Genomic DNA, 26346 nt, shown 5'->3' with positions numbered 1-26346 from the left:
CGAGGGATTGCAGATGGTTTTTGGTGTTGAAACCCCTGTTCAAGGGGCTGTCGTTTGAACCCGGCCATTGGCCGGCTGGCCCTGACGCCCATGGATGCCAAAGCGCCGGACGTTGAAGGCGTCTTGCGTGACTTTCGCAACTGCCTGAACACCTTTGACGACTGGGCTTCGAGCTTCTGGAGCTTTTCGGCGCTGGATGTCGAACAGGTGTTCAAGGTTGGCAATGAAGTGGCGCTGGTCGCGCCCATCAACCGCTCCATTTTTCCCAGCAGCACCGTCGCCACCTGCCAGGCCAACGGCACATTGACCCTGGTGCACATGTTCCAGAGCGCGCGGTTTGTGCCCATCGGTGACACGCCGGTGATACTGCAACGCATCGACCCCAACGGCGGGCCATTGGGCGAGCCGATCCACAAGACCATCGGCCCCAGCGGCATTCTCGAAATCACCGAGTGTGATCGCAACCAGCAGTACCGAATCAGTTTCTACCCCAACGTTTCCAAGGATCACGTCAAGGCGCTGTATGCGTCTTATCAGTCGGTGATCGCGGAGCTGGAAGCGCGCCTGCGCGACGAATGGAACAGCACGTTTAAGGCGCAGTGGAAAAACTATACGGACGCTACCCCGCTGGACCGGCGCAGGATGCTGGAAGCGGCGTTTCTCAGTGGCATGGGCAAAGCGTTTTACGGGCTGTGGGACAACATCACGCAGTTGTATGACCTGTTGGCGGACATCAAGCCCAACAGCGAGAAGTTGCTGCACTACATCTCCCAAACCGAACTTGATGAGCTGCTGAAGCTCGGCAACGACGCGATCGCCAACGGCCTGCTGGTGCTTAGCGATGAGCCACTGCTGTTCATTTATGTGTCGGCGATGGTCAGCTGGATGCGCATGCTGCCGCCGCCAGAAATGAATGAGTTGATGGGGGAGATCACTGGCGAGGTATTGATCAACCTGCTGCTGATTTGGGCAACGGCGGGAATGGGTGTGGCGGTGCGCCTGGGTACGCAGGTGCTTGGGCATATCAAGTCTGGACGGACGCGGGATTTGTTGGAGTTGCTGGCTAAAAAGCTGGTGATGCCCAGGTTGGAGCCGCATGCCGAGGTGGTGAAGCCGTTGCTGGTGGGCAGTGCGGCGACGCCGATCAAGACGGTGCCGGTTGTGCCGTTGAAGGCAGGGGATCAGTTGGTCTCAAACCCGGTGCCTGCGGTTCGTAAGAAGACTCAGCAAACAGCGTTGGTGCGCCAGGAACATGTCGATGATGTGCCTGTCGCTGCGAAGAATCCGCAGGGAGATGCGGCGGCGCCTGCGGATAAAACGGCCACCAATGGCTGCCCGGTGTCGATGGTGACTGGGGAGGAGTTGCTGACCCTTACCGATGGCACGTTGGATGGGATTTTGCCGTTTGAGTGGACCCGGTTGTACCGCACCAGTGCGGTGGAAGTGGATTGTGGGTTGGGGTTTGGTTGGAGTCACTCGCTGGCGCAGCGGTTGGTGGTGGACGGTGATTCGGTGGTTTGGACGGATCATGAGAACCGGTCTACTGCCCTGCCCTTGCCCACGGTGGCTCGACCGGCGATCACCAATAGCTTGGCCGAGGCGGCGATTTACTTGGGGTCGCTGCCTGATGAGTTGGTGCTGGCTCAGGCGTCACGGTTTTATCACTTTCGCGACGGTGTACTGACGGCGATCAGCGATGCGTATGACAACCGGCTGCGTATTGCTCGTGATCGTTCCGGTCGGATTGAGCGGCTGGATAACGGTGCGGGTCGGTCGCTGTTTCTGCGCTACGAGCTGGGTCGCATTGTTGCCGTTGACTATCAGGTTCATCGCGCCAAAGGGTATGAACCCTACGTATGGGTGACTGAGCAGAATCTTGTTTCCTACGCCTATGACGAGGCTGGACGACTGGTTTCAGCGACCAATGCCGTAGGTGAAAGCGAGGTTTATCGGTACGACGATCAGCACGTCATTCTTGAGCGGCAGTTGGCCGGTGGGGCGAGTTTCTTTTGGGAGTGGGAACGGGCTGGTAAGGCGGCGCGCTGTGTTCGGCATTGGGCCAGTTTTTCGCAGATGGACACGCGGTATCTGTGGGAAAACGGCGGCAAGGTTACGGTTCACAACGCGGATGGTAGCCAGGAAGTTTATGTCCATGACCAGTGGGCGCGGCTGGTGCAGCGCATTGATCCGGACGGCGCTGAGCATTTCAAATCCTATGACGCCAAGGGCCGGCTGACGGTTGAGCAGGACCCGCTGGGGGCGGTGACGGCGTATCAATACGACGAAGCCGGACGCTTGGTGGCGATGTTTCCTGGAGAGGATGAGCCGACTTCCTACGAGCATGACAACGGGTTCGTACGGGTCGTACGGCGTGGTGAAGCGGTTTGGAAATATGAGCGTAATGACCAGGGCGACGTCACGCGTAAGACTGATCCTGATGGCCACGTTACGGACTACACCTACAACAAACATGGGCAACTGATTGGGGTTTGGTACCCAGATAACGGGTGTCACCGGCTGGTCTGGAATGAGCGTGGCCAGCTCACCGAAGAGCAACTACCGAATGGTGGGGTTAAGCGTTATCGCTATGACGATGTTGGACGACAGGTTGCGCGCGAGGATGAGCATGGCGCGCTGACCCAGTATCAATGGGATGCCGCCGCGCGCTTGCAGAAACTGACCCAGCCCGATGGTGCAACGCGGGAATACAGCTACAACCCCTACGGAAAAATCACCACCGAACGCGATGAACTGGGCCACGTCACCCGCTACGAATATGCCGACGGCCTGCACCTGATCAGCCGGCGCATTAATTCTGACGGCACCCAGGTCAAATACCGCTACGACAACGCCCGGTTGCTGCTGACAGAGATCGAAAATGAAGTTGGCGAAACCTACCAGCTTGATTACCACCTCAACGGGCTGATCCAGCAAGAAATCGGCTTTGACGGCCAGCGCACGGCCTACGTCTACGACCTCAACGGCAACCTGCTGGAAAAGACCGAACACGGCGACGATGGCAGTCAGCTAGTCACCCGTTACGAGCGAGACCCTGCCGGCCGCCTCGTACGAAAAACCCTGCCCGACGGTGGAGTTGTTGATTACGCCTACGACCGCCAAGGCAACCTCCTCAGCGTCGACGACGGCCACTGGGCGCTAGCCTACGAATACGACGCCCAAAGCCGCCTCACCGCCGAACACCAAGGCTGGGGCACCTTGCGCTACGGCTACGACGCCTGCGGCCAGCTGAAAAACCTGCGCCTGCCGGACAACAATCGTCTCACCTTCAACCACGACAAAGGCGGCCACCTCGCCACCGTCGAGCTGAATGGCAAAACCCTCACGTCTCACCTGTTCAAAACCGGCCGAGAACGCCAGCGCCAACAAGGCCAGCTCCTCAGCCACTACCACTACGACGAGCAAAACCGCCTGCACGCCCACGCGGTGACTCAAGAAAACCATGACCTCTACCGCCGCCACTACGACTACGACAAAACCGGCAACCTGACCCGCCTGCTAGACACTCGCAAAGGTGAACACCACTACCACTACGACCCCCTCGCCCGCCTGACTCGAGCGGATCACTCGCAAGATGTGCAGGAATGCTTTGGCCATGACCCAGCCGGCAACCTGCTGATGCAAGACCGTCCTGGGCCGGACATCGTTGCGGGTAACCGGTTAGTGATCCAAGGCGATCATCATTATGACTATGACGCCTTTGGCAACCTCATCCGCCAAAGGCGCGGTAAGGGTCACCAGCTCGTCACCGAGTACCGTTACGACTGTCAGCATCGGTTGATCGGCATTACCCAACCGAACGGGCAAACGGCCAGCTACCGCTATGACCCGTTTGGTCGGCGCATCAGCAAAACCGTTGATGACATAACCACGGAGTTTTTCTGGCAAGGCGACAAGCTGATCGCGGAGCATCACGCAGATCGCCATCGCCGTTACATCTACGAACCGGAGAGCTTCCGTCCGCTGGCACTGCTGGAAGGCTTTGGTCCAAAAGACACCCAGCCCTTCCACTACCAACTCGACCACCTTGGCACCCCGCAAGAACTCACGGCACCTGACGGCGAAATCGTCTGGTCCGCGCACTACCGCGCCTACGGTGAAATTGCTCGCCTAGACATCAATAAAATCGACAACCCGCTGCGCTTCCAAGGCCAATACTTCGACCAAGAAAGCGGGCTGCACTACAACCGCCATCGCTACTACAATCCAGATATTGGTCGTTACCTGACTCCCGACCCGGTGAAGCTGGCCGGTGGGATCAACGCGTACCAGTACGTACCCAACCCTACGGGGTGGATAGATCCGCTAGGCCTAAATACCTGTCCTGGTGGCGACGGATGCAAGCCTAACGCTACTGCAGAACCCAAACCTAAAGTTAATGACGGAACGCCCGCCCTACCTCATCAGCCAAAAACTGAGCGGCAGGCAAGAATAGATCAACTAACAGAGTCAAACGCAAAGCGAAAAGTGTTGGGTTGGGAACAAAAATACGATATGCATGCGACTGAAAAGCATGGGCCTGAGATACCGGACGAAGCCTTGAAGCAACGTTCTATAGACGGTACAAATCCGACCACAGGCACAAAAGGACCGATCAGCTCAAGTTCTCAATTTAAATCCTGGAAAATGCAGCTCCACGCTATAAACAAGGCCTTGGGTAAAATGCAAAGCAATTCCCCCGCTCCTACAGGTTTCGATAAGACGGGGAACCCCGTGGTCGTAGTTGAACTGCTTGGCGCAGGGCGAGGTTACAAACCTAACAGCAAAGACCCAAGAAATCCAAAGTACATTGAAAGTATGGACAGCGCTGAAATTAGACTTGATAAAAACAACCCAACACGACCATTTACAGCGTTTCCTAAGTGAGTAGCCAATGTTGAAATCGCCTTTCATGGATATGCCGTACCTCCCCAACATCTCTCACATATTGGGGGCCTTATCGATATACGACCTTGAAGACACCGCTGGCGAAGCACTGTGGAAATACGACCCTAACAATGAAAAAGACAGAGAAACAATCATCATTCTTTTTGTTTTGAAAGACCTTATGTATCTGTCTTACCGACATCGTTCTGTGCTGATGTCTATACTCAAGGATGCGCTAGATTCGCCCGGTTTTGATTTCGCAAAAGAGTTTGAAAGTGATTACGACGAGCACATAACGATGGCCTGGGATGAAACAGAAATAGCGGACCCCCGAGGCTTCTTTGCCGACATCTACCGATTAGCCAACGAGGTCTGGAAAGACGACCTCCAAAAAGCCAGCCTCGAAGACCCATCCACATGGTAAGAGCATCATTTATCTCACTGACATCCCCCAAACCTGTGGCGAGCGAGCTTGCTCGCATTGGGATGCGCAGCAGCCCCATTAAGAACGACGGCGTTTAAACAGCCAAACCCGCCTCGCCAGTTTTGGGGCTGCTGCGCAGCCCAACGCAGGGCAAGCCTGCTCGCCACAACGAGCCTGCTCACCATGGTGATCAAGGTTCACCCTTAGAGAATGGGCGAGCCCTACGACCCAATCACCGCTTCGAAAGCTCCATTATCATCCGGCTAAGCAGATAAATCCGCGGCGCCACACTCTCCACTTCCGCATACTCCTCTGGGGTATGAATATTCCCCCCGACAATCCCAAACCCATCCAATGTCGGCGTCCCTACCCCAGCCGACAAGCTCGCATCCGCGGCCCCGCCGCTGCCTTCAATGGTCAACGTACGCCCCAGCTCCCCATAGATTCCCTGGGCAATCGCGACCAACTTATCCGACTCCGGCGTCTGCGGCATCGGCGGTAACCCCCGGCGCAAACTGGTCTTCACTTCAGTGTCCGGGATCAACTTGTTGGCCGAGACGCGTGCCAGGTCTTTCTCGATCCGATCGAACTCTTCCGGCAACGCCGCGCGTACATCGGCCATGGCCGTCGCTTGGTCGGGGATGACGTTTTTACGGTCGCCGGCATTGATCACGGTAAAGTTAATGGTGGTTTTCTTCTCTTCATCACCGAGTTTGCCCAGTTGCAGGATCTGGTGCGCCGCTTCCATGGCGGCGTTGCGGCCCAGTTCCGGGGCGACGCCGGCGTGGGCGGCTTTGCCTTTGACTTCGACCACGGCGGTGGCGCTGCCTTTGCGCCAGACCACTAGGCCATCGGCTGGGCGGCCGGGTTCGAGGTTCAAGGTGACGTCGTTCGCCTTGGCGGTGTTGCGGATCAGCTCGGAGGCGGCTTCGGAGCCGGTTTCTTCGCTGGCGTCGAGCAGGAAGGTGATTTGCGCGTAGTCCTTGAAGCCTTGGTTTTTCAGAACTTTGAGCGCGTAGATGCCGGCAACGATGCCGCCCTTGTCATCCATCACGCCGGGGCCGTAAGCGCGGCCGTCCTTGATGTGGAACGGGCGGGCGGCGGCCGAGCCTTCCTTGAACACGGTGTCCATGTGGGCCATCAGCAGGATCTTGGCTTTGCCGGTGCCTTTGAGAGTGGCGATCACATGGCTGTTGTTGGCCGCTTTGTCTGGCACCAGTTCGATGCTGAAACCCAGCTGCTTCAATTCATCCACGGCGATGTTGCGCACTTGGGTCAGGCCGGGCTCGTAGCCGGAGCCCGAGTCGATATTCACCAGGCGCTCAAGCAGTTTCAGGGCCTCGGCCTTGTACTGTTCGGAATCGGCCTGGATCTGTTTGTGGGGTTCGGCGCTGTAGGCCGGCACGGCGAAGGACAAGGCCAGGGTCGCGGCCAGGAGGGTACGGGAGAAGGTGAAGAGCATGGGCCGATCCTTGTTTTTTGTTGGGGGGGCGCTGCGACACCCTACCCCACTAGACCGACCGCAACCAACTCCCCTGCACCGAACTCACGCGGTTACGCCCGCTACTCTTAGCCTCGTACAACGCTTGGTCGGCGTCGTTGAGCCAACTGGTGGAATCGGCGTGCGCAGGTTGATAGGGCGCCAGGCCAATGCTCAAGCTGGCGCGCAGCGTCGGGTCCTGGGCATAGGCCAAGGCGTTGAAGCGATCGCGCAAGGCTTCCATCACTTCGGTGGCGCGGTGCAGCGGCATGCCCGGCAGGATCACGCAGAACTCATCGCCACCATAGCGCCCGGCGAGGTCGGTGACGCGCAGGTTCTAGCGCAGTATTTTGCTCAGTTGGCGCAGCACAATATCGCCGGTTACATGGCCATAAGTGTCATTGATGGTCTTGAAATGGTCGATGTCGATCAGCGCAATGGCGGCGCCCACCTGCTCGCGGCGGCAGCGTTGGAATTCGATTTCCAGTTGGTCCTTCCAGGCGCCGTGGTTGAGCAGGCCGGACAGGCTGTCGGTGCGGCTCAGGGCCAGTAACTCGCGTTTGTGTCGAGCCAGGGTCACGGCCTGGCGATAGCAGATCCAGCCCAACGCCAAGGGGTACACCATCAGAATCGGCAAACAGGCGTAAAGCTGGGTTTGCGTGGTCACGGCGATAAACGCTGGGGAGAACACCAGTAACGACACACCGATGCCCAATGCCTGCGCCACCCAGCCCGCCAACATAAAGCGTGGCCCGCCGATGGCGACGTTGTTCATGGTCATCATCGACAGCGTGGTGACGCTGGGCAACGGGTTGAAATACATGGCGCCGACCCAGAAGCCACCGCAAAAGGAATCGAACATCAGGTTACGCCGTTCGCTGCGCAGGGAATTGCTCGCGCGGCGCGACCATTGATAGGCCAAGTGCGGCCAGACGAAGGCGTTGATCAGCATCCAGGCCCACACCCACAGTGGCGGCTGCAAGGGGTACATGCCAAACACCACGCACACAAAACCCAGCGACATCCCCAAGGCGCGCGACTTGTACAACCGTGAAGCGAGCGGAAGTCCATTTCCTCCGGCGGCTGACATGGTTTGGTGTGATCCTGGATGAATGCCTGGAGTCTATCAGGGCAACGTCAAATCGCCACTACCGCTTATAGGCTAATACTTCAGTGGGAAAACCCTCGCGCCAACATCAACGCCACACCCAGCAACAACACCGCTGTGACCCGTTGCAACAGTACCCGGCGCTTGGGGTTTTCCAGCACATGCTTGATGCGCTGGCCGAAATAGCAGTACAGGCAACCGCTGGCAAATTGCAGCGTCAGAAAGGTCAGCCCGAGGATGGCGATATCCGCTGCTGAGCTGTGCTCCCCCGCCCCTGCAAACTGCGGGAATACGGCGCTGAACATGATGATGGTCTTGGGGTTGGAAAACCCGGTCAGCAAACCTTTACCGAACAGGCTGCGTGAGCCTTCCACCGCACCGGTCTGGTTGATCGACACGCCGCTGCTGGTCCACTGCTTGTAAGCCAGGTAAAGGATGTAGGCCACACCGACCAACTGGAGGGTCTGGGTGATGGCGAGGTTGCCCTTGATCAACTCCGAGAAGCCTACGGCAAAGATCAGGATCGAAATCAGGTACGACACACTGGCGCCGATCTGCGCCGGGATCGAGCTGCGTAAGCCGTCTTTCACACCCAGGCTCAACAGCAGCAGGGTCATCGGGCCTGGACTGAAGGTCATGGTGGCGCAAAACAGCAGAAAGTAGAGAAACGAAGAAAGCGTTAACGCACTTGTCATGGGCCGAGACCTTGAGGTGATAGAAACAACAACGCAACGCATGACGCGAGCGCTGACCATGGGCCCATCAGCCAACCGCTATTTCGCGCGTCAGGGCCTGGCGATACATCAGCGCCAGGTCAGCCAGGGCGGCCTTGGCGGTCTGGGTGCGGGTTTCAAAGGTCACCAGGCCTTGCCAGTGAGTCTCGACGATGGCCTGCACCACGTCGGCGTAGTCGCAACTATCGTCGTGCTCCTGCAAGTACGGGTCTTGTGCGCCACTGTTATTGCGAAAGGCGATGCCTTTGATCAGATGGGGGTACTTGCGCAACACCGCCGCCGGCAGGCCACGTTCGATGATGGCGTGGCCGGCATTGAGGCAGAAGTACACATTGGCGTGTGGTTGCAGGTGCTCTAACACCCACGCGTATTGCGCCTCGTGGGTGAATATCCGGTAATTGACATAACTGGACAGGCTTTCCAGGTAGATATCCGTGCCTCTGGCCTCGGCATACAGCGCCAGTTCCTGCACCGACTTGAGGTAGCGTTCAAGGACCACCTGCTTGGCCATCGGCGCTATTTTCGGCTCGACGATGCAACCGCCGTGGATGATCAATGGCGCGCCCAGACGGCTGGCAATCTCGATTTCTCTTTTCACGTATTGCACGGCCGCCGTCCGGAAAGCTTCGACGTCACTGCCCAGCGGCGCCTTGAAGTTGCTATGGAAAATCGGCTTGACGCCGGTTTTCGCAATCTGCCCCTGCAGGCCGGCAATGCGCGTTTCGGTCCAGTCCTCAACCATTTCGCCATACAGGCTGGCGTCGATGTACCAGTGCGTGCAGCCCGCCTCAACGGCGGTTTGCAGGCCTTTTTCGGCGCCCATGTATTTCTGCTGGGCCAGCCCTGTACAGAACGCTGTGGTCAACTGGCTGAGTTCGCTTTCCATCGACGGCTTCCTTTGGATGAAGACGCTCAGTCTAGTGAGGCAGCCTTGCTTAGATCAGGTAAAGTGGGGCCTAATCCGGCCTTACTTCACCGGTAAAATAACCAGCAAAGACCAGGAAGGTTTATGTTTATATCCGCCATCGCCTTTGTGCAGGGCACGCCCAAGGTCCAGCAGATCGTCGAGGCGTTTAGCCAGGCCATCGAGCAGGGAGAATGGGCGCCCGGCAGCAAGTTACCTTCGGTGCGTGAGCTGACCCAGGTGCTGGGCGTCAGCAAGTTCACCCTCAACGAGGCGCTGGATCGCTTGCGCGGGCGCAATTTGCTGACGTCAAGCCAAGGCCGTGGCTATTTTGTGGCGATGGACACGCTGCGCCCAGCTCAAGCGAGTTGGGTCGATCTATTGCCCCAAGACTTGCTCAGCGTGTTGCGTCGCCCCTTGGTGACCGCCAGCGGCGAATTGCGCCCTGGCAGTGGTCATTTGCCGGAAGACTGGCTGAACAACGAAGCCATCCGCCAGACGATGCGCAGCGTGGTGCGTGCGCCGTCGTTGCGCATCGCCGCGCTCGGCACGCCGGCCGGGCTGTTGCCGTTACGCCAAGCCCTGCAACACAAGCTGCACGCCGAAGGCCTGTCGGTGCCGGTGGAACAAATCATCACTACGCCGAACACCGTGCAGGGCCTGGACATGCTCATGCGCCTGCTCGCGCGCCCCGGCGATACGGTGCTGCTGGACGCGCCGTGCTACTTCAACTTCCACGCCAACCTGGCCTTGCACGGGGTCAAGGTGGTGACCATCCAGCGGCGCCCCGACGGCTTTGACTTCACCGCACTGGAACAACTGCTGGCCGAGCACCGCCCCAGTCTGTACCTGACCACCAGCGTGCTGCATAACCCCACCGGCCATTCCTTCAGCCCCAGCCAGGCGTTTCGCCTGCTGCAACTGACCCAGCAATACCACTGCCATATCGTCGAGGATGACCTCTACGCCGACCTGCACCCCAACCCGCCACCGCGCCTGGCCGCCCTCGCCGGCCTGGGCCAGGTCACCTACCTGTCGGGCTTCTCCAAGATTCTCAGCGCCAACACCCGCGTCAGCTACGTGGTGGCCGCGCCGCAACTGGCGGCGAACCTGACCAACATGAAATTGATGAGCGGCGGCGTGACCTCCGAGCTGTTCGAGCAGATCGTCTACCGCATGCTCAGCGAAGGCAGTTACGCCAAACACCGCAAGCGCATGGTGCAACGGTTGATGGAGGCCGGCGGGCGCGTCGAGCAATGGCTCAAGCGCTGCGGCTGCGAACTGCCGATGGCCCATGAAGGCGGGATGTTTATCTGGGCACGCCTGCCGCCGGGCGTAAACGGCGAGCTGTTGGCCCAGGAGGCGTTGAAGCGCAGCATGGTGCTGGCGCCGGGCGCGCTGTTCGGCTACGACCCGGCGCACCTCAATTCGATGCGTTTTAACGTGGCCCACAGTGATGAGCCACGGGCGCAGCGGGTGTTCGAGGCGCTGCTGCTCAAGGCCGTGCGCGCCCCTTGAGCATGCCGTGATTGAGCAGCAAGGTGCGCATGGCGTTGCGGGTGATCCCCAACAAATCCGCCGTGCGTAGCGGGTTGAAACCACAAACCGCAAACGCCTCGCGCACGATCAAGTCTTCGATATCGTACAGCAAGGTGTTCCCCAGCACCTTGAACAACCTCAGCAACTGCTCGCGCATCACCTCCTGTTGGGGGTATGCGCGTTTATTGGCGCTGGCGTGCATCGCACTGAGCCCGGCGGCGAGATAAAAGAAGTGAAGGAGACTTTACCCGGCCGCGCATATAACTAGGAACATTAAAAATTCATTAGTACATAACCGTTTATCGGCGATGCGCCAGCGATCTCACGCAACGATCCCCCAGGCTTTGCACGCCTTGCACCAGCAGCACCAAGACGATGACCGTGACCACCATGATCTGGTTGTTGAACCGCTGGTAGCCATAGCGGATCGCCAAATCCCCCAGCCCACCGCCGCCAATCACGCCGGCCATAGAGGAAAAGCCGATCAGCATCACCAACGTCAGCGTCACCCCCGCCACCAGCGCGGGCAAGGCTTCGGGCAGCAGCACCTTGAGAATCACATGGCGAATATCACCGCCCATGGCCACGATGGCCTCGATGCGGCCCTTGTCCACTTCGTCCAGCGCGTTTTCAACGATGCGCGCAAAAAACGGAAAGGCACCAATGGTGATCGGCACCACGGCCGCCGTGCTGCCCAACGTCGTACCTACGATCAAACGCGTCAACGGAATCAACGCGATCAGCATCACCACAAACGGCAATGAACGCCCCAGGTTGATCACCCCGCCCAATGCCCGGTTGAGCCGTGGCAAAGGCAACCGGCCGCCGCGTCGGCTGATAAACAGCACCACGCCCAGCGGCAGGCCAATCAACAGCGTGAACAACCCCGCCAGCAACACCATGTACAGGGTTTCGCCGGTGGCGTTGAGCAGCAGTTGCACCACCTCATTCCAGTCGGTTTTCATACGGCCCTCACCACTTGCAGGCTGGGTGCTAACGAGCGGCCCAGGCGCGAGGCCGGGTCGGCTTGCAACTGCAGCAGCGTGCCGCTTTCCAACACGCGGCCATCGGCCAGGGACACCGCGCTGTCGCAGATGGCCTTGACCACCTCCAGCTCGTGGGTGATCAGCACGATGGTCACGCCCAGTTGCCGATTGATGTCGCGCAACAACTCAAGAATCGACGCGGTGGTTTCCGGGTCAAGGGCGCTGGTGGCCTCATCCGACAACAGATACGCCGGGCGCGCCGCCAGTGCGCGGGCAATGCCCACGCGTTGTTTCTGCCCACCGGAGAGCTGTGAAGGAAATGCCAGGGCTTTTTCGCTAAGGCCCACCAATGCCAGCAATTCGGCCACGCGCGCAGCCCGTTCGGTCTTGGGCACCTTGGCGATTTCCAGCGGCACCGCGACGTTATCCGCCACAGTGCGCGAATGCAGCAGGTTGAAACCCTGGAAGATCATGCCGATGCGCTGGCGTTGCTGGCGCAGTTGTTTGTCGCTCAGTTGGGTCAGGTCCTGACCATCCAGCAGGATGCGCCCGTAGGTTGGCCGCTCCAGCAGGTTGAGGCAGCGCAGCAAGGTGCTTTTGCCCGCCCCGCTGCGGCCAACGATGCCGAAGATCGAACCGTCGCTTATCTGTAACGACACATTATCCAGCGCCGCCGGCTGGCCATCGGCGTAGGTTTTGCTGACGCCCTCGACGACGATCATTCGACCGCCACCGGAATCACCGAGCCTGCATATTTCTCGGTAATGAACGTGGCGACTTGCGGCGAACGCAGGTCCTTGGCGAGCTGCTTGATACGCGGGTCATCCGCCAGTTTCGGCGTAGTCACCAGGATATTCGCGTACGGGTTGCCCTCTGCTTTCTCCAACCCCAAGGCATCCTTGGCCGGCACCAACCCGGCTTCCAGGGCGAAGTTGCCATTGATCACCGCTAGGTCCACATCATCCAGCGCACGCGGAATTTGCGGCGATTCAATCTCCAGAATCTTCAGGTGCTTGGGGTTCTCGGCAATGTCCTTGGGCGTGGCTTGGTCCTTGGAGGCGTCATTGAAACCCGGCTTGAGTTTAATCAAGCCATTGGCTTGCAACAGGTACAGCGCGCGGCTGAGGTTAGTGACGTTGTTGGGCACCGCCACCGTGCCCTGGTCCGGCACCTGGGCGAAGCTTGTATGGCGGCGGGAGTAGATGCCCAGCGGCTCGATGTGCACGGTGGCGGCCACGGCAAATTTCTGCCCGAGCGCCTGCTCCTGAGCGTTGAGGAACGGCAGGTGCTGAAAGTAATTGGCGTCGACATCACCATGGGCGAGCAACTCGTTGGAGTTCACGCCGCTGGGGATTTCGATGATCTTCAGGTTCAGGTTCGGGTCGAGTTTCTGCACGTATTCGAGGATCTGTGCATGGGGAATCGGGTCGGCGGCGACGCGCAACACATCGGCGGCCGACACACTGAATGAAGCCAGCAACGCCGCCAGGGTAAGTGCGGTTTTTTTCAACATGGTGATCTCCTGATCAGGCGGACAGTGCGTGGGGAAGTGTGGCGTCGGCGTAAAACCGCTGGGCGACATCCGGGTGCGAACGCAGACGGCCTTTCAGGTAATTCCAGCCGACATCGCGCAGCAACGGGTTGCGTGGGTCGCTGGTCGGCCCGTGGGCATCGCGCAGCAATTGAGGCGCCAGCTGATACACCGGCACCACCGCATCCAGTTGCGCGCCGAGGAAAAACGCCAGGGACAAGCGCTCGCTGCCCACCGGCGGCGAGACCACGCGGTGCACGGTGGCGCGCAAGTAACCGTTGCTGGCCAGCTCGAGCAACTCGCCGATGTTCACCACCAGCGTGTCGGGGCGCGGCGACGCATCGATCCAGCGGCCCTCCTCCACTTCCACCTGCAAACCGGCCTGTTGGTCTTGCAGCAGGAAGCTCAGAAACCCGGAATCCTTGTGTGCGCCTACGCCTTGGCGGCTTTGTTGCGCGTGGCGGCCGGGGTAGCGCATCAGCTTGATGTGCTCGTTGGGGTGGCTGCCGTACAACGCGTCAAACGCATTCTCGGGCAACGACAACGCCTGGGCGAAGGCGCGCAGCAGGCGCAACGACATCTGCGTCATCGCCTGCTGCCAGGCCAGCACCCGCGGCTCGAGTTCGGGCAACGCCACCGGCCATTGGTTGGGGCCTTGCAAACGCGCCCAGGCGGCCGGGTATTGATCAACATTCAACGGCTCGCGCTCGGCACCGACGTCGAACTGCTCGCGCAGGTCCGGCTCGCCGCGGGTGATCTCCGAAGCCGCGCGGTTGTAGCCCCGAAAGTGTGGAGAGTTGAGCATACCGACGGCGAGTTTGTCGGCCTCAGGCAAGGCAAAAAAAGCGCGGGCTTGCTGCTGCACCTGGGCCAGCAGCACGGGATCGATACCGTGGCCGGTGAGGTAGAAAAAGCCGATATGCCGCGCGGCGGATCGCAACTCATCGAGGAATTCGCCACGCTGCTGCGGGCTGCCGTCGAGCTGCGACAGGTCCAGCAGCGGCAAGGTGGTGATTGATTGCAGCATGGGCGGCTCACTCCATAAGCGTCTGGGGCTGGAGCGACCAAGCTAAACGATCTTAAAAAGCCTTAATAAATACCTTTTTAGCATTAGCTTAGGCTCGCCGGTGAACGACGCCGGACCCTGGCCTGTCGGTTTTTTTGCTTCGCTGCGTATCTCGTTATCGCCAGATACACTGCAATATAAAGGGCACCAGGCACAGCCAGCAGCGCTGGCTAGACCGCGGCCCCAGGAGTGCCGAGGACAAATGGGTGCAGGTCATGCAGCCGTTTTATCGAGTGGAAAGCTCACGCAATCGCGGCACAAGTGGCACGGGCGGCAGGTTGTGTGCGCAGATTCGGTTGAGCTTGTAGCGGCGCCTTTTAAATGCATATTAATAATAAACAAACAGATTAATAATTCGTTTTTTTAATACTTAGGTTAGAACCAACAGGCATTTTACAGACTCGGCCAGCCCCTTTACTTTTGACCCGAGTGACCGACCCCGCGCCCGGAGGAGGTGTTGATCCCGTACCTGACAAGGACTGACCATGAGCATTGAATTCATCGGCTATATCGGCGGCCATCACGCTTCCGAGATTCACCCGCGCAGCGGCCCGACCCTGCAACCGGACTACGTCGAAACCGTGGCCCGCGCCCACGAAGAGGCCGGTTTCGACCGCGCCTTGGTGGCCTTCCATTCCAACAGCCCGGACAGCACGCTGATCGCCGCGCATGCGGCCAGCGTCACCCAAAAGCTGCAGTTCCTGATCGCCCACCGCCCAGGTTTTGCTCAGCCCACGTTGGCTGCGCGCCAGTTCAGCACCCTGGATGTATTCAACGGCGGGCGCACCGCCGTGCACATCATCACCGGCGGCGATGACCGCGAACTGCGTGCCGATGGCAGCCACATCGGCAAGGACGAACGCTACGCGCGCACCGACGAGTACCTCAGCGTGGTGCGCCAAGAATGGACCAGCGAGCAGCCGTTCGATTTCTCCGGCGCCTACTACAAGGTCGAAGGCGCGCACTCGACAGTGAAGTCGCCGCAGCAGCCGCATATCCCGTTGTACTTCGGCGGCTCCTCAGCGGCGGCGATTGCAGTGGCGGGCAAGCATGCCGACGTGTATGCGCTGTGGGGTGAAACCTATGAGCAAGTGCGCGAAGTGGTGACGCAGGTGCGGGCCGAAGCGGCCAAGCATGGGCGTACGATTCGTTTCAGTTTGTCATTGCGGCCGATCCTGGCCGAAACCGAGGAACTGGCGTGGGCACGTGCCGAAACGATCTTGCAGCAGGCTACGGCGTTGGCTGAGAAGAACGGATTTGTACGACGCGAACCACCGAACGAAGGCTCGCGCCGGTTGTTGGCGGCGGCAGCGCAAGGGTCGCGGTTGGATAAGCGCTTATGGACCGGGATTGCTGGCTTGCTCGGGGCTCAAGGTAATTCGACTTCACTGGTGGGCACCGCCGAGCAAGTCGCTGAAGCGTTGTTGGATTACTACGACTTGGGGATTACCACCTTCCTGATTCGCGGCTTTGATCCGCTCAATGATGCGATTGACTATGGCAAACGGTTGATCCCGCTTACCCGTCAGTTGGTCGCAGAGCGCGAGCAGGCCCAGCAGGTCGCATAAGCACACAGCAAAACCAACTGTGGGAGCGGCGGTGCGACGATTCGAGCAAGTGAATCGTCGCACCGCCGCTCCCACAGGCGTCCGGCGTCGCTGCTGAGATCAGTTTTTATAGTCGGTATCAGTGCGCTCCAACTGGCGAATCAACGCATTCCAATGCCGCGCCACACCCGGCCCTTCGCCGTTGCTGAACACCTTGGCCTGTTCTTCCACCTTGGCCACCACTTCCGCTGGCGGGAAGATCAACTGCGCGTTGCCGCCCGCCTGCGCTGCCACCTGGATATTGCACGCGCGCTCCAGCCCCTGCAGTTGCTGGAAGGCATGCTCCACACTCACCCCCGCCGTCAGCAAGCCATGGTTACGCAAGATCATCACGCTCTTGTCGCCCAGGTCCGCCACCAGCCGCTCGCGCTCGTCCAGATCCAACGCCACGCCTTCATAACCGTGGTAGGCCACGCGCCCGGAGAACGCGATGGAATGCTGGGAAATCGGCAACAAGCCGTCCTTCTGCGCCGACACCGCGATGCCATCACGGGTGTGCGTGTGCAGCACCGCTTGCAGATCGTGGCGCGCACCGTGGATAGCGCTGTGGATCACGTAACCGGCGTAGTTGATGCCAAGGCCTGTTGGGTCATCGACAGGCGTGCCGTCGAGGTCGACCTTGACCAGGTTGGACGCGCTGATTTCATCGAACAACAAGCCGAAGGCATTGATCAGGAAATGCTCATCCGGCCCCGGCACACGGGCGGAGAAGTGGGTGTAGATGTGGTCGGTCCACTTGTACAAGGCCGCCAACCGATAGGCCGCAGCCAATTTGACACGCACCTCCCACTCTTCGGGCGTGACGCGCTGGCGAACGGTGTTGGAGACGCTGGAGATCGAGGTGACGCTGCTCATGGCAAAACTTCCTGGGTGGCCTTAAGGACTTCCAGGCAGCCTAGGGGATGCCGAAACATAATAAAAAGCACATTTTAATCTAAGCTAATTATTATATTTTTTTATGATAGTTATGATAGTTCCCACGCTCCGCGTGGGAACTCAGCCCAGGGCGCTCCGCGCCCCAAAGCGTGACGCAGAGCGTCACAAGAGGCATTCCCACGTGGCGCGTGGGAATGCTCATCAAAGCCAGCGCCTACAGGGGTCAGGCGGCTTTGCGGATTTTGTGCAACGCGTCCGCCACCCGCTTGCCAAACGCATCCACCGGCCCTTGCAGGTTGCCGAGAAAATGCGGATAGATCAGCCACAAATCCATCACCGGCTTGAAGTCCTTGAGTGGCATCACTGCCAGTTGCTCACGGTGGGCGCTACGCTCCAGCAACGGCCTTGGCACCAGGCCAAGGCCCAAACCGTCCGCCACCAGCCCTAACTGCAACTCGGTACCGAAAGTCTCCAGGTTCACCCGCAGCGCCAAGCCTTGATCAGACAAGGTGCGCTGCAAACCGGCACGGAAACCGCAGCCATCCGGGTTGAGGATCCAGCCGTTCTGGTACACATCCGCCAGCTTGCAGGGCTTTTTCGGCAACTGTGCCTTGGCGCAGACCACCACCAGTTCCATCTTGCCGATGGACTCGCCGACGACGTTGTCCGGGAAGATCTTGCCGGCCGGAAACAGCGCCACCGCTGCGTCCAGTTCGCCACGCTCGATCTTGCCCACCAGTTGGCTGCCCCAACCGGTGGCGACCTGGGCACGCAGCTCGGCGTATTCGCTGCGCAGGAGCTTGAGCGCGTCCAGCAGCACCACATCGCCGATGGTCTGCGGCACGCCCAGGCGCAACACGCCAGTCGGTGGCGCGTCGGTGGCCACCAGTTCACGCAGGGCATCCATCTCGCGCAGGATCAACCGACATTGTTCATACACCCGCGTACCGATCAGCGTCGGCTTTAGAGGCTTGGTGTTGCGGTCGAACAACTCAACCCCCAACGCCTGCTCGAAGTTCTGCACGCGACGGGTAATGGCCGGCTGGGTCAGTTGCAACGACTCGGCGGCGTGGCTGATGGACTGGCAACGAATCACTTCGACAAAGGCATCGATATCGTCAATTTTCATTTGGGCCGCACATAGAGAACAGTCATTAAGATGTGTACCAAGCATAGTTGCCGTAAGGCTGGCTGGATAGCCCACGCTGCGATCGATAACGTCTAACGCTATTCAGACCGGTTCTAAATTACCTTCAGCTATAAGCTAATCATTAAAAATTAGCATATTAACTATAAACATTATGCTTATATAAACCCATCAACCCCTCCCCGTTAACGCAGCGATGGAATTGCCATGACCCAGGCCCGACACCCCGAGAGACTCAGAGCCTTTATAGGCGCTCTGGCGGAACTGATCGACGGCAACCCACGTGAAGGCGACCTGTTGCACCGTGGCGGCAAACTGTTGGCGCAATTGGTCAGCCATGATGACTGGCTCCCCGATGAATACGCCCAACCTGACCCTGCGCGCTATCAGCAGTTCCTGCTGCACGCCGATTCGCGCCAGCGCTTCAGCATCGTCAGTTTTGTCTGGGGCCCGGGGCAAACCACGCCGATTCATGACCATCGTGTGTGGGGCTTGATCGGCATGTTGCGCGGCTCGGAATTCTCCCAGGGCTTTGAACGCGCACCCGACGGCAGGCTGATCGCCGAAGGCAAGCCCATTCAGCTGGTGCCGGGCCAGGTCGAGGCGGTGTCGCCCAAGGTCGGCGATATCCATCAGGTCAGCAATGCCCACAGCGACCAGGTGTCGATCAGCATTCATGTGTACGGCGCCAATATCGGGGCCGTGCGCCGCGCGGTGTATCAGCCCGACGGCAGCGAGAAACTGTTTATCTCCGGTTATTCCAACGCCTACCTCCCGAACATCTGGGACTTGTCCAAAGAAAAGAGCCCTGCCCTATGACCACCGTATCGAACCGCAGCTTCGCCCAGATTCGCCAGGCCCTGTTGGACCGTGAAGAAATCGCCCTGATCGACGTGCGCGAAGAAGCGCCGTTTGCCGAGTCTCACCCGCTGTTCGCGGCGAATATCCCGCTGTCCAAACTGGAGCTGGAGGTGTACTCGCGCATTCCGCGGCGTGACACCCACGTCACCGTCTACGACAACGGTGAAGGGTTGGCGCAGCGGGCCGCCGAGCGCCTGGTTGCGCTGGGCTACACCCAGGTCAGCCTGCTCGACGGTGGCCTGGACGGTTGGCGGCGTGCCGGTGGCGAGCTGTTTATTGACGTCAACGTGCCGAGCAAGGCCTTTGGCGAGCTGGTTGAAAGTGAGCGCCACACGCCGTCCCTGGCCGCCGAAGACGTGCAGGCCTTGCTCGACAGCCAGGCCGATGTGGTGGTGCTCGACGCGCGCCGCTTCGACGAATACCAGACCATGAGCATCCCCACCGGCATCAGCGTGCCCGGTGCCGAGCTGGTGCTGCGCGCCCGTGAACTGGCGCCGGACCCAGGCACGCGCATCATCGTCAACTGCGCCGGGCGCACCCGCAGCATTATCGGCACCCAATCGCTGATCAATGCCGGCGTGGCCAACCCGGTGTCGGCGCTGCGCAACGGCACCATCGGCTGGACTTTGGCCGGGCAGAAACTCGCCCACGGCCAGTCGCGCCGCTTTGCGCCGACCTCTGAAGAACACCGCCAGATCGCCGCCCAGGACGCCCGCCGCGTTGCCGACAAGGCCCGCGTCGGCCGCGCCACCCTGGCCGACTTGCAACGCTGGCAGCAGGAACCGACGCGCACCACTTACCTGTTCGATGTGCGCACCCCGGAAGAATTCGAAGCCGGCCACCTGCCTGGCGCACGCTCCACGCCCGGCGGCCAATTGGTGCAGGAAACCGACCACGTCGCCAGCGTGCGCGGTGCGCGTTTGGTGCTGGTGGATGACGATGGCGTGCGCGCCAATATGTCCGCCTCCTGGCTTGCGCAATTGGGTTGGGACGTGCACGTGCTGGACGACCTGCAACCCGCGCACTTCAGTGAAAAAGGTGCGTGGGTCGCGCCGGTGCCGGTGGCGCCGCAAGCCGAACTGATCAGCCCGCACACCTTGGCAGAGTGGTTAACCCACGGCGACACGGCGGTGCTGGATTTCACCCCAAGCGTCAATTACGTCAAGCGCCACATCCCTGGCGCCCACTGGGCCTTACGCGCGCAATTGCCCGAGGCGCTGGCCAAGGTGCCGCCCGCCGAGCGTTATGTACTGACCTGCGGCACCAGCCAGCTGGCACGCCTGGCAGTGGCCGACGTCGAGGCGCTGACCGGCAAGCCGGTGTTCCTGCTGCAAGGCGGCACCACCCACTGGATCGCCGAGCAATTGCCGTTGGAAGCCGGTGAAACCCACTTGGCTTCGCCGCGTATCGACCGCTACCGCCGACCGTACGAAGGCACCGACAGCCCCAAGGAAGCCATGCAGGCTTACCTGGATTGGGAGTTCGGCCTGGTCGAGCAACTGGCGCGCGACGCCACCCATGGTTTCTATGTGATCTGATTCACCGTTACGCCTGCCCCGGACCGGGGCAGGCCTCACCGACCCCTTTCCAGGCGGAGGTAACCCACACTTTTTCGATCTGCCTGGAATCTATCACTCATGACCTTTACCACCCCGTTCAAACGCCTGCTCCTGAGCGCCGCCCTCGCCCTCGGCCTGGTCACCAGCGCCCACGCCGCCGACCTGCAGCCGCTGCGCGTAGCCAATCAAAAATCGACGATCAAGGCATTGCTGGAAGCCAGCGGCGAAACCAAAAACGTCCCCTACTCAATCCAGTGGTCGGAGTTCCCTTCCGCCTCGCCGCTGGGCGAAGCCTTAAATGCTGGCGCTGTGGATGTCGGTGCGCTCGGTGATGCACCGTATGTGTTTGCCCTGGGCGCCGGTGCCTCGCTCAAGGTGGTCAGCATCATCCACGCCGAAGGGCGTAATACCACCGCCCTGGTGGTGCCCAAGGATTCACCGATCAAAAACGTGGCCGACCTCAAGGGCAAGAAAATCGTCACCGGGCGCGGCTCCATTGGTCACTACCTGGCGATCAAGGCCCTGGCCAGCGCAGGGCTGACGAGCAACGATGTGCAGTTTATTTTTCTGCTGCCCGCCGAATCCCGGTTGGTACTGGATAACGGTACCGTCGACGCCTGGGCCACGTGGGACCCTTACACCACGGTCGTGACCTCACAAAGCCAGGCCAGAGTTCTGGTCAGCGGCAACCAGTTGCTGAGCAACCACCTGTACTTCGCTGCCACCCGCCAGGCCATCAGCGAAAAACGCGTACAGCTGGACGATTTTGTTGCCCGCGTTGATCGCGCCTATGCGTGGGCCAACGTGCACCCCAATGAATACGCCGCCGCCCAGTCGAAAATCACCGGCCTGCCATTGGCGGTGCACGTCGAGGTGGCCAAAGACACCCATTTGAGCCCCGTCGTGATCGACGACAGCGTGATCAGCGGCCTGCAAGCTACCGCCGACACCTATCAGAAAGAAGGCCTGCTGCCCAAGCGCATCGACGTGTCCCAGGGCTTCGACAAAAGCTTTAACGCCAGCCGTTTCCCCACTTCCCAAGCATCGCGCTAAGCAAGGAGCAGCACATGAGCAAGCCAGGTCAATTGCAGCCACGCCATTTGAAGCTAGGCGCCATGGTTCACGGCGTTGGTCACGGCTGGGGCGAATGGCGCCACCCGCAAGCGCAACCGAATGCCAGCACGAATTTTGGTTTTTACAAGCAGCAGACCGAGCTGGCCGAAGGCGCCAAGTTCGACTTCGTATTCATCGCCGACAGCCTGCACATCCACGCCAAATCCAGCCCACATTACCTCAACCGTTTTGAGCCACTGACGATCCTCTCGGCCCTGGCCGCGCTGACCACGCATATCGGCCTGGTCGCCACGGTCACCGTCAGCTACAGCGAGCCCTACCAGGTGGCGCGTCAGTTTGCCTCCCTGGACCATATCAGCGGCGGCCGCGCCGGTTGGAACGTGGTCACCTCCTGGCTCAGCGGCACCGCCGATAACTTCGGCAAGGCCGAGCACCCACCGCACGCGGTGCGCTACCGCATCGCCAAAGAACACCTCAACGTGGTCAAGGGCCTGTGGGATTCCTGGGAAGACGACGCCTTTGCCTACAACAAGCAAAGCGGCGAGTTTTTCAGCCCCAGCAAACTGCATGCGCTGAACCACAAAGGCGAGTTCTTCTCGGTCAAAGGCCCGTTGAACATCGCCCGCTCGCGCCAGGGCCAGCCGGCGATTTTCCAGGCGGGTACTTCTGAGGATGGGCGCAACTTCGCGGCGGAAAACGCCGACGCGATTTTCGTGCACGTCGAGACCATTGAAGAAGCCAAAGCCTACAGCGCCGACTTGAGGCGTCGCGCCCAGGGCTTTGGTCGCGACTCCAACAGCCTGTCGATCCTGCCAGGCATCCGCCCGATTGTCGGGCGCGATGCCGCTGAGGTGGAAAGCCGCTATCAGCAGGCCGTGGCGCTGGTCACCGTGGAAGACGCGATTGTCGCCCTCGGCCGCCCGTTCAATGACCATGACTTCAGCAAATACCCGCTGGACGAACCCTTCCCGGAACTCGGCAACCTGGGCGCCAACAGCCAGAAAGGCGGCTCCGAGCGCATCAAGCAACTGGCCAAGGACGAAGGCCTGACCCTGCGCGAAGTGGCGCTGCGTTTCTCGCAGCCCAAACGTGATTTTGTCGGCACTGCCGAGCAAGTCGCTGATGCGATCCAGACGTGGTTCGAGACCGGTGCCAGCGATGGTTTCATCATCAACTCGGTGCTGCCGGATGGCTTGCAGTACTTCACCGAACTGGTGGTGCCGGTGCTGCAACAGCGCGGGCTGTTTCGCACCGAGTACAGCGGCCACACGCTGCGCGACAACCTGGGCCTGGACGTGCCGGCCAACCGCTACAGCGTGGCCGCTGAGGTCGAAGAGCAGCAGGAAGTGCTGGCATGAGCAAACATCTGAACCGACTCGCGAATGTGGGCGCTGGCTTGCCTGCGATAGCGGTCTCTGGGCATACGTTGCAGGTGGCTGACCCACCGCCATCGCAGGCAAGCCGGCTCCCACAAGGATCGGCGCATTTCGACGCCCTGCTCGACCGCCTCAGCGCCGAGCTGGCGAACACCGCGCACCTGTACGACGAAAGCGGTGCCTTCCCCCATGACAATTTCAAACGCCTGCATGACCACGGCTTGGTCGCCCTCACCGTGCCCAAGGCCCTGGGCGGCGGCGGTGCCAGCTTGCCCCAGGCGCGCAAGGCGATCAGCGCGATTGCCAAGGGCGAGCCTTCCACCGCGCTGATCCTGGTGATGCAGTACCTGCAACACACGCGCCTGCAAGACAGCAAGACCTGGCCTGAGCACCTGCGCGTGCAAGTCGCCGAAGACGCGGTGCGCAACGGTGCGCTGATCAACGCCTTGCGCGTCGAGCCCGACCTCGGTACCCCGGCGCGTGGCGGCCTGCCGGCGACCACAGCCGTGCGCACCGCCGAAGGCTGGCGCATCAGCGGGCGCAAGATCTACTCCACCGGCAGCCATGGCCTGAGCTGGTTTAGCGTGTGGGCGCGCAGTGATGACGCCGACCCGCTGGTAGGCGCCTGGCTGGTGCCGAAAAACAGCCCCGGCGTGAGCATCATCGACACCTGGGACCACCTGGGCATGCGCGCCACCTGCAGCCATGAAGTGGTGCTCGACAACGTGCTGGTGCCGCTGGACCACGCCGTCAGCGTCAGCCCCTGGAGCGCACCGCAGCCGGAGCTGGATGGCGATGGATTCCTGTGGATGTCGGTGTTGCTGTCCTCGGTGTACGACGCCGTAGCCCAAGCCGCACGGGACTGGCTGGTGCAGTGGCTGGAAGAACGCACGCCGTCTAATCTCGGCGCCGCGTTGTCGACCTTGCCGCGTTTTCAGGAGACCGTCGGCCATATCGACACCTTACTGTTTGCCAACCGCAGCCTGCTCGATGCCGCCGCCGAGGGCCACACGCCGGCGGCCAATGCGGCGCAGCTTAAATACTGGGTGACCGGCAATGCGATCCGCGCCGTTGAGTTGGCCATTGAAGCCTCGGGCAACCCTGGCCTGTCGCGCCACAGCCCGCTGCAACGCCATTACCGCGACGTGCTGTGCAGTCGCGTGCATACGCCACAAAACGACGCCGTGCTGCAAGGCGTCGGCAGAGCTGTCTTCGCCCAACGTGGCCCAAAATGAATAAGGAGCGCACATGAGTCAGGTGATTATTGCCAGCCAGCTGGACGAAGATTACAACGCGCTGCTCCGCGAACGCCTCGCTTCCATCCACCCCGAAGCCCAGGTGATCGGCGTGCCGGTCGGCGTGCCCAGCGACCTGCCGCCCCAGGCCAATATCCTATTGCTGCGCCCGATCAACGTGCGCGGCTACACCGCACCGGACACCCCACCGCCGGGCTGGCCATATGGCGCGCAGTGGGTGCACTTGGTGTCGTCGGGCATCGACTTCTACCCGCAGTGGCTGTTCAACGGCCCACCCGTGACTACCTCGCGGGGCGCGGCCGCCGATAACCTCGCCGAGTTCGCCCTGGCGGCGATCTTTGCCGCGTCCAAGCACTTGCCGGCTATTTGGGTGAAGGATGCGCAGTGGAATTTCACCGCTTTGCGCCCGCTCAAGGGCACCACCTTGGGTATTCTCGGCTTTGGCGCCATCGGTAAAAGCCTTGCGCAGAAGGCCTTGGCGCTGGGAATCAAGGTGGTTGCGCTGCGCCAGAGCCAGGCGCCTTTTGCAGTGGACGGCGTAGACGCCGCGCGGGATATCCACGACCTGTTTGCCCGTGCTGACCACCTGGTGCTGGCGGCGCCGCTGACCGAGGCCACGCGACATATCGTCAACCGCGACGTACTCGGCAGCGCCAAGCCGGGGCTGCACCTGATCAACATCGCGCGCGGTGGTTTGCTGGACCAGGAGGCGTTGCTGGAGGCGCTGGACAATGGGCAGATCGGGCTGGCTTCGCTGGACGTGACGGAGCCGGAACCCTTGCCGGATGGGCACCCGTTGTACAGCCATGCGCGGGTGAGGTTGTCGCCGCATACCTCGGCGATTTCGACCAACAGCAAAGAGGAGATTGCCGATACGTTCCTGGCGAATCTGGAGCGGTATGTGAGCGGTTCGCAGTTGGCCAATCTCGCTAACCTTTGAGCCGAACCTCAATTAAAATGTGGGAGCTGGATTGCCTGCGATAGCCATAGGTATTTACGCATCTTTTTATGGGTTGAATTCTTTGGTTGTCGCGGGGGGCGCTGGGTGCATATCCGTTGCTGCGGTAACGGCTTCGTAGGGTTCCGCCCTTACGGCGGGTCACTTTTGAAAAGAGCCCCAAAAGTAACCAAAGGGCTCTTGCCCCACCACTCGGCACCTCGCTTAGGCTCGGTGTGCCCTCACTCCGGCTTTGGGCGGGGCCGCCGCCATGGGCCATCCTTGGCCCATCGCGGCTAAACCGGCGTCCTGCCGGTTTACCCCCGCTCAAAGCCTGCGTTCGGCCAGCGTGGTTTAACGGGGCGCCTAAGATCAAGATCAAAGCAAAGAGCACGGCGGCCTAGTAGCCGACCTGAGTGGTTAGATCAAAAGCGAAGCCAAGGCGGCCTGACAGCCGACCTGATATTTGAAACTGAACTCAATCTAATGTGGGGCTGGCTTGCCTGCGATGGCATCAACTCTGTGTACCTGATACACCGAGGTGTCTGCATCGCAGGCAAGCCAGCTCCCACAGAAAAGCAGAGCACTGCGGTGCTGGCAGCTAAACTCGCTCCCACATTGGGATCTCAGTACATCAGGCAGAGAGTGTACTGCCGTGCTTTTGCCTTGCTTTTGCTTCAACCACTCAGGTCGGCTACCAGGCCGCCGTGCTCTTTGCTTTTGATCTTGATCTTGATCTGAGGCGCCCCGTTAACCACGATGGCCGAACGCAGGCTTGAATCCGTGGGTAACCCGGCAGGACGCCGGGTTAGCCGCGATGGGCCAAGGATGGCCCATGGCGGCGGCCCACGGATTCAAGCCGGAGTGAGGGCATGCCGAGCCTAGGCGAGGCACCGAGTGGTGGGGCAAGAGCCCTTTGGTTACTTTGGGGCTCTTTTCCAAAGTGACCCGCCGTAAGGGCGGAACCAATAGCCGCCGTTACCGCAGCAACGGATAT

General features: G+C 60.5%; 20 protein-coding genes and 2 pseudogenes. 11 read left to right on the top strand and 11 right to left on the bottom strand.

The features are described from left to right. Positions 1-90: 90 nt before the first annotated feature. Together KZH41_RS12500 and KZH41_RS12495 are read left to right on the top strand one after the other, a co-directional pair. On the top strand, positions 91-4884 hold the full coding sequence (locus KZH41_RS12500; protein ID WP_263275101.1) for an RHS repeat-associated core domain-containing protein: 4794 nt from the start codon (positions 91-93) through the stop codon (positions 4882-4884). A 7-nt stretch (positions 4885-4891) separates the two neighbouring features. Next, positions 4892-5308: a hypothetical protein gene (locus tag KZH41_RS12495; RefSeq protein ID WP_242155603.1), complete on the top strand. Its 417-nt coding sequence runs from the start codon at positions 4892-4894 to the stop codon at positions 5306-5308. 232 nt (positions 5309-5540) lie between these two features. Here the strand turns inward: KZH41_RS12495 and KZH41_RS12490 are convergent, their stop codons facing one another. The 4 genes and pseudogenes from KZH41_RS12490 to KZH41_RS12475 form a co-directional block, all read right to left on the bottom strand. Then, positions 5541-6770, bottom strand: coding sequence for a M20/M25/M40 family metallo-hydrolase (locus KZH41_RS12490; RefSeq protein WP_263274903.1), 1230 nt, complete (start codon positions 6768-6770; stop codon positions 5541-5543). Between the two features lie 49 nt (positions 6771-6819). Next, positions 6820-7878 (bottom strand): annotated as a pseudogene (locus KZH41_RS12485) (diguanylate cyclase). Positions 7879-7958: 80 nt separating this feature from the next. Then, the gene (locus KZH41_RS12480) at positions 7959-8591 is read right to left on the bottom strand and encodes a LysE family translocator (protein WP_242155598.1); all 633 of its coding nucleotides are present in this window, start codon (positions 8589-8591) and stop codon (positions 7959-7961) included. A gap of 67 nt (positions 8592-8658) precedes the next feature. Further along, positions 8659-9516, bottom strand: a complete 858-nt coding sequence (locus tag KZH41_RS12475) for a TIM barrel protein (protein WP_242155596.1) — start codon at positions 9514-9516, stop codon at positions 8659-8661. Positions 9517-9639: 123 nt separating this feature from the next. Here KZH41_RS12475 and KZH41_RS12470 point away from each other — a divergent pair, with 123 nt between their 5' ends. After that, complete coding sequence (locus KZH41_RS12470) at positions 9640-11052, top strand: PLP-dependent aminotransferase family protein (RefSeq protein ID WP_263274902.1); 1413 nt, start codon at positions 9640-9642, stop codon at positions 11050-11052. Here the strand turns inward: KZH41_RS12470 and KZH41_RS12465 are convergent. The 5 genes from KZH41_RS12465 to KZH41_RS12445 all read right to left on the bottom strand — a co-directional run bounded on the left by KZH41_RS12465 (position 11030) and on the right by KZH41_RS12445 (position 14617). After that, complete coding sequence (locus KZH41_RS12465) at positions 11030-11230, bottom strand: hypothetical protein (RefSeq protein WP_263274901.1); 201 nt, start codon at positions 11228-11230, stop codon at positions 11030-11032. The genes KZH41_RS12470 and KZH41_RS12465 overlap by 23 nt on opposite strands. Positions 11231-11372: 142 nt before the next feature. Beyond that, positions 11373-12038, bottom strand: coding sequence for a methionine ABC transporter permease (locus KZH41_RS12460; RefSeq protein ID WP_263274900.1), 666 nt, complete (start codon positions 12036-12038; stop codon positions 11373-11375). After that, complete coding sequence (locus KZH41_RS12455) at positions 12035-12781, bottom strand: methionine ABC transporter ATP-binding protein (RefSeq protein WP_263274899.1); 747 nt, start codon at positions 12779-12781, stop codon at positions 12035-12037. The genes KZH41_RS12460 and KZH41_RS12455 overlap by 4 nt, the downstream gene beginning before the upstream one ends. Beyond that, positions 12778-13572, bottom strand: coding sequence for a MetQ/NlpA family ABC transporter substrate-binding protein (locus KZH41_RS12450; protein ID WP_263274898.1), 795 nt, complete (start codon positions 13570-13572; stop codon positions 12778-12780). The genes KZH41_RS12455 and KZH41_RS12450 overlap by 4 nt, the downstream gene beginning before the upstream one ends. 13 nt (positions 13573-13585) lie before the next feature. After that, entirely contained in the window at positions 13586-14617 is a 1032-nt protein-coding gene (locus KZH41_RS12445) for an isopenicillin N synthase family dioxygenase (RefSeq protein WP_242155586.1), read from the bottom strand. A gap of 209 nt (positions 14618-14826) precedes the next feature. Here KZH41_RS12445 and KZH41_RS30465 point away from each other — a divergent pair. Beyond that, positions 14827-14964, top strand: a pseudogene (locus KZH41_RS30465) (two-component sensor histidine kinase); the annotation flags it as partial. A gap of 177 nt (positions 14965-15141) precedes the next feature. Beyond that, positions 15142-16224 (top strand): LLM class flavin-dependent oxidoreductase, encoded by a 1083-nt coding sequence (locus KZH41_RS12440; protein WP_263274897.1) that lies wholly within the window; start codon positions 15142-15144, stop codon positions 16222-16224. Between the two features lie 99 nt (positions 16225-16323). On the opposite strand, the gene KZH41_RS12435 is transcribed toward KZH41_RS12440, so the two are convergent. Together KZH41_RS12435 and KZH41_RS12430 are read right to left on the bottom strand one after the other, a co-directional pair. Continuing rightward, on the bottom strand, positions 16324-17118 hold the full coding sequence (locus KZH41_RS12435) for a class II aldolase/adducin family protein (protein ID WP_263274896.1): 795 nt from the start codon (positions 17116-17118) through the stop codon (positions 16324-16326). A gap of 244 nt (positions 17119-17362) precedes the next feature. Further along, a complete protein-coding gene (locus KZH41_RS12430) occupies positions 17363-18268 on the bottom strand; it encodes a LysR family transcriptional regulator (RefSeq protein ID WP_263274895.1) in 906 nt (301 codons plus the stop codon). A gap of 225 nt (positions 18269-18493) precedes the next feature. On the opposite strand from KZH41_RS12430, the gene KZH41_RS12425 reads away from it, so the two are divergent. The 6 genes from KZH41_RS12425 (at position 18494) to KZH41_RS12400 (ending at position 25352) form a co-directional block, all read left to right on the top strand. Further along, positions 18494-19105, top strand: coding sequence for a cysteine dioxygenase (locus KZH41_RS12425; RefSeq protein WP_242155582.1), 612 nt, complete (start codon positions 18494-18496; stop codon positions 19103-19105). Further along, the gene (locus tag KZH41_RS12420) at positions 19102-20685 is read left to right on the top strand and encodes a rhodanese-related sulfurtransferase (RefSeq protein WP_242155581.1); all 1584 of its coding nucleotides are present in this window, start codon (positions 19102-19104) and stop codon (positions 20683-20685) included. The genes KZH41_RS12425 and KZH41_RS12420 overlap by 4 nt, the downstream gene beginning before the upstream one ends. Before the next feature lie 99 nt (positions 20686-20784). Continuing rightward, positions 20785-21759 (top strand): ABC transporter substrate-binding protein, encoded by a 975-nt coding sequence (locus KZH41_RS12415; protein WP_263274894.1) that lies wholly within the window; start codon positions 20785-20787, stop codon positions 21757-21759. A 14-nt stretch (positions 21760-21773) separates the two neighbouring features. Next, a complete protein-coding gene (locus KZH41_RS12410; protein ID WP_242155578.1) occupies positions 21774-23138 on the top strand; it encodes an LLM class flavin-dependent oxidoreductase in 1365 nt (454 codons plus the stop codon). Continuing rightward, positions 23135-24391 carry an acyl-CoA dehydrogenase family protein gene (locus KZH41_RS12405; protein WP_263274893.1) on the top strand — a complete coding sequence of 419 codons (1257 nt, stop codon included), beginning with the start codon at positions 23135-23137 and terminating at the stop codon, positions 24389-24391. The genes KZH41_RS12410 and KZH41_RS12405 overlap by 4 nt, the downstream gene beginning before the upstream one ends. Before the next feature lie 13 nt (positions 24392-24404). Further along, positions 24405-25352: a D-isomer specific 2-hydroxyacid dehydrogenase family protein gene (locus tag KZH41_RS12400; protein WP_242155575.1), complete on the top strand. Its 948-nt coding sequence runs from the start codon at positions 24405-24407 to the stop codon at positions 25350-25352. Positions 25353-26346: the final 994 nt, after the last annotated feature.

The sequence above is a fragment of the Pseudomonas sp. YeP6b genome (genome assembly GCF_025642995.1).
Taxonomy (GTDB): Bacteria; Pseudomonadota; Gammaproteobacteria; order Pseudomonadales; family Pseudomonadaceae; genus Aquipseudomonas.
The sequence above is the reverse complement of the archived record's forward strand: the minus strand, read 5'-3'. Positions and strand labels throughout refer to the sequence as shown.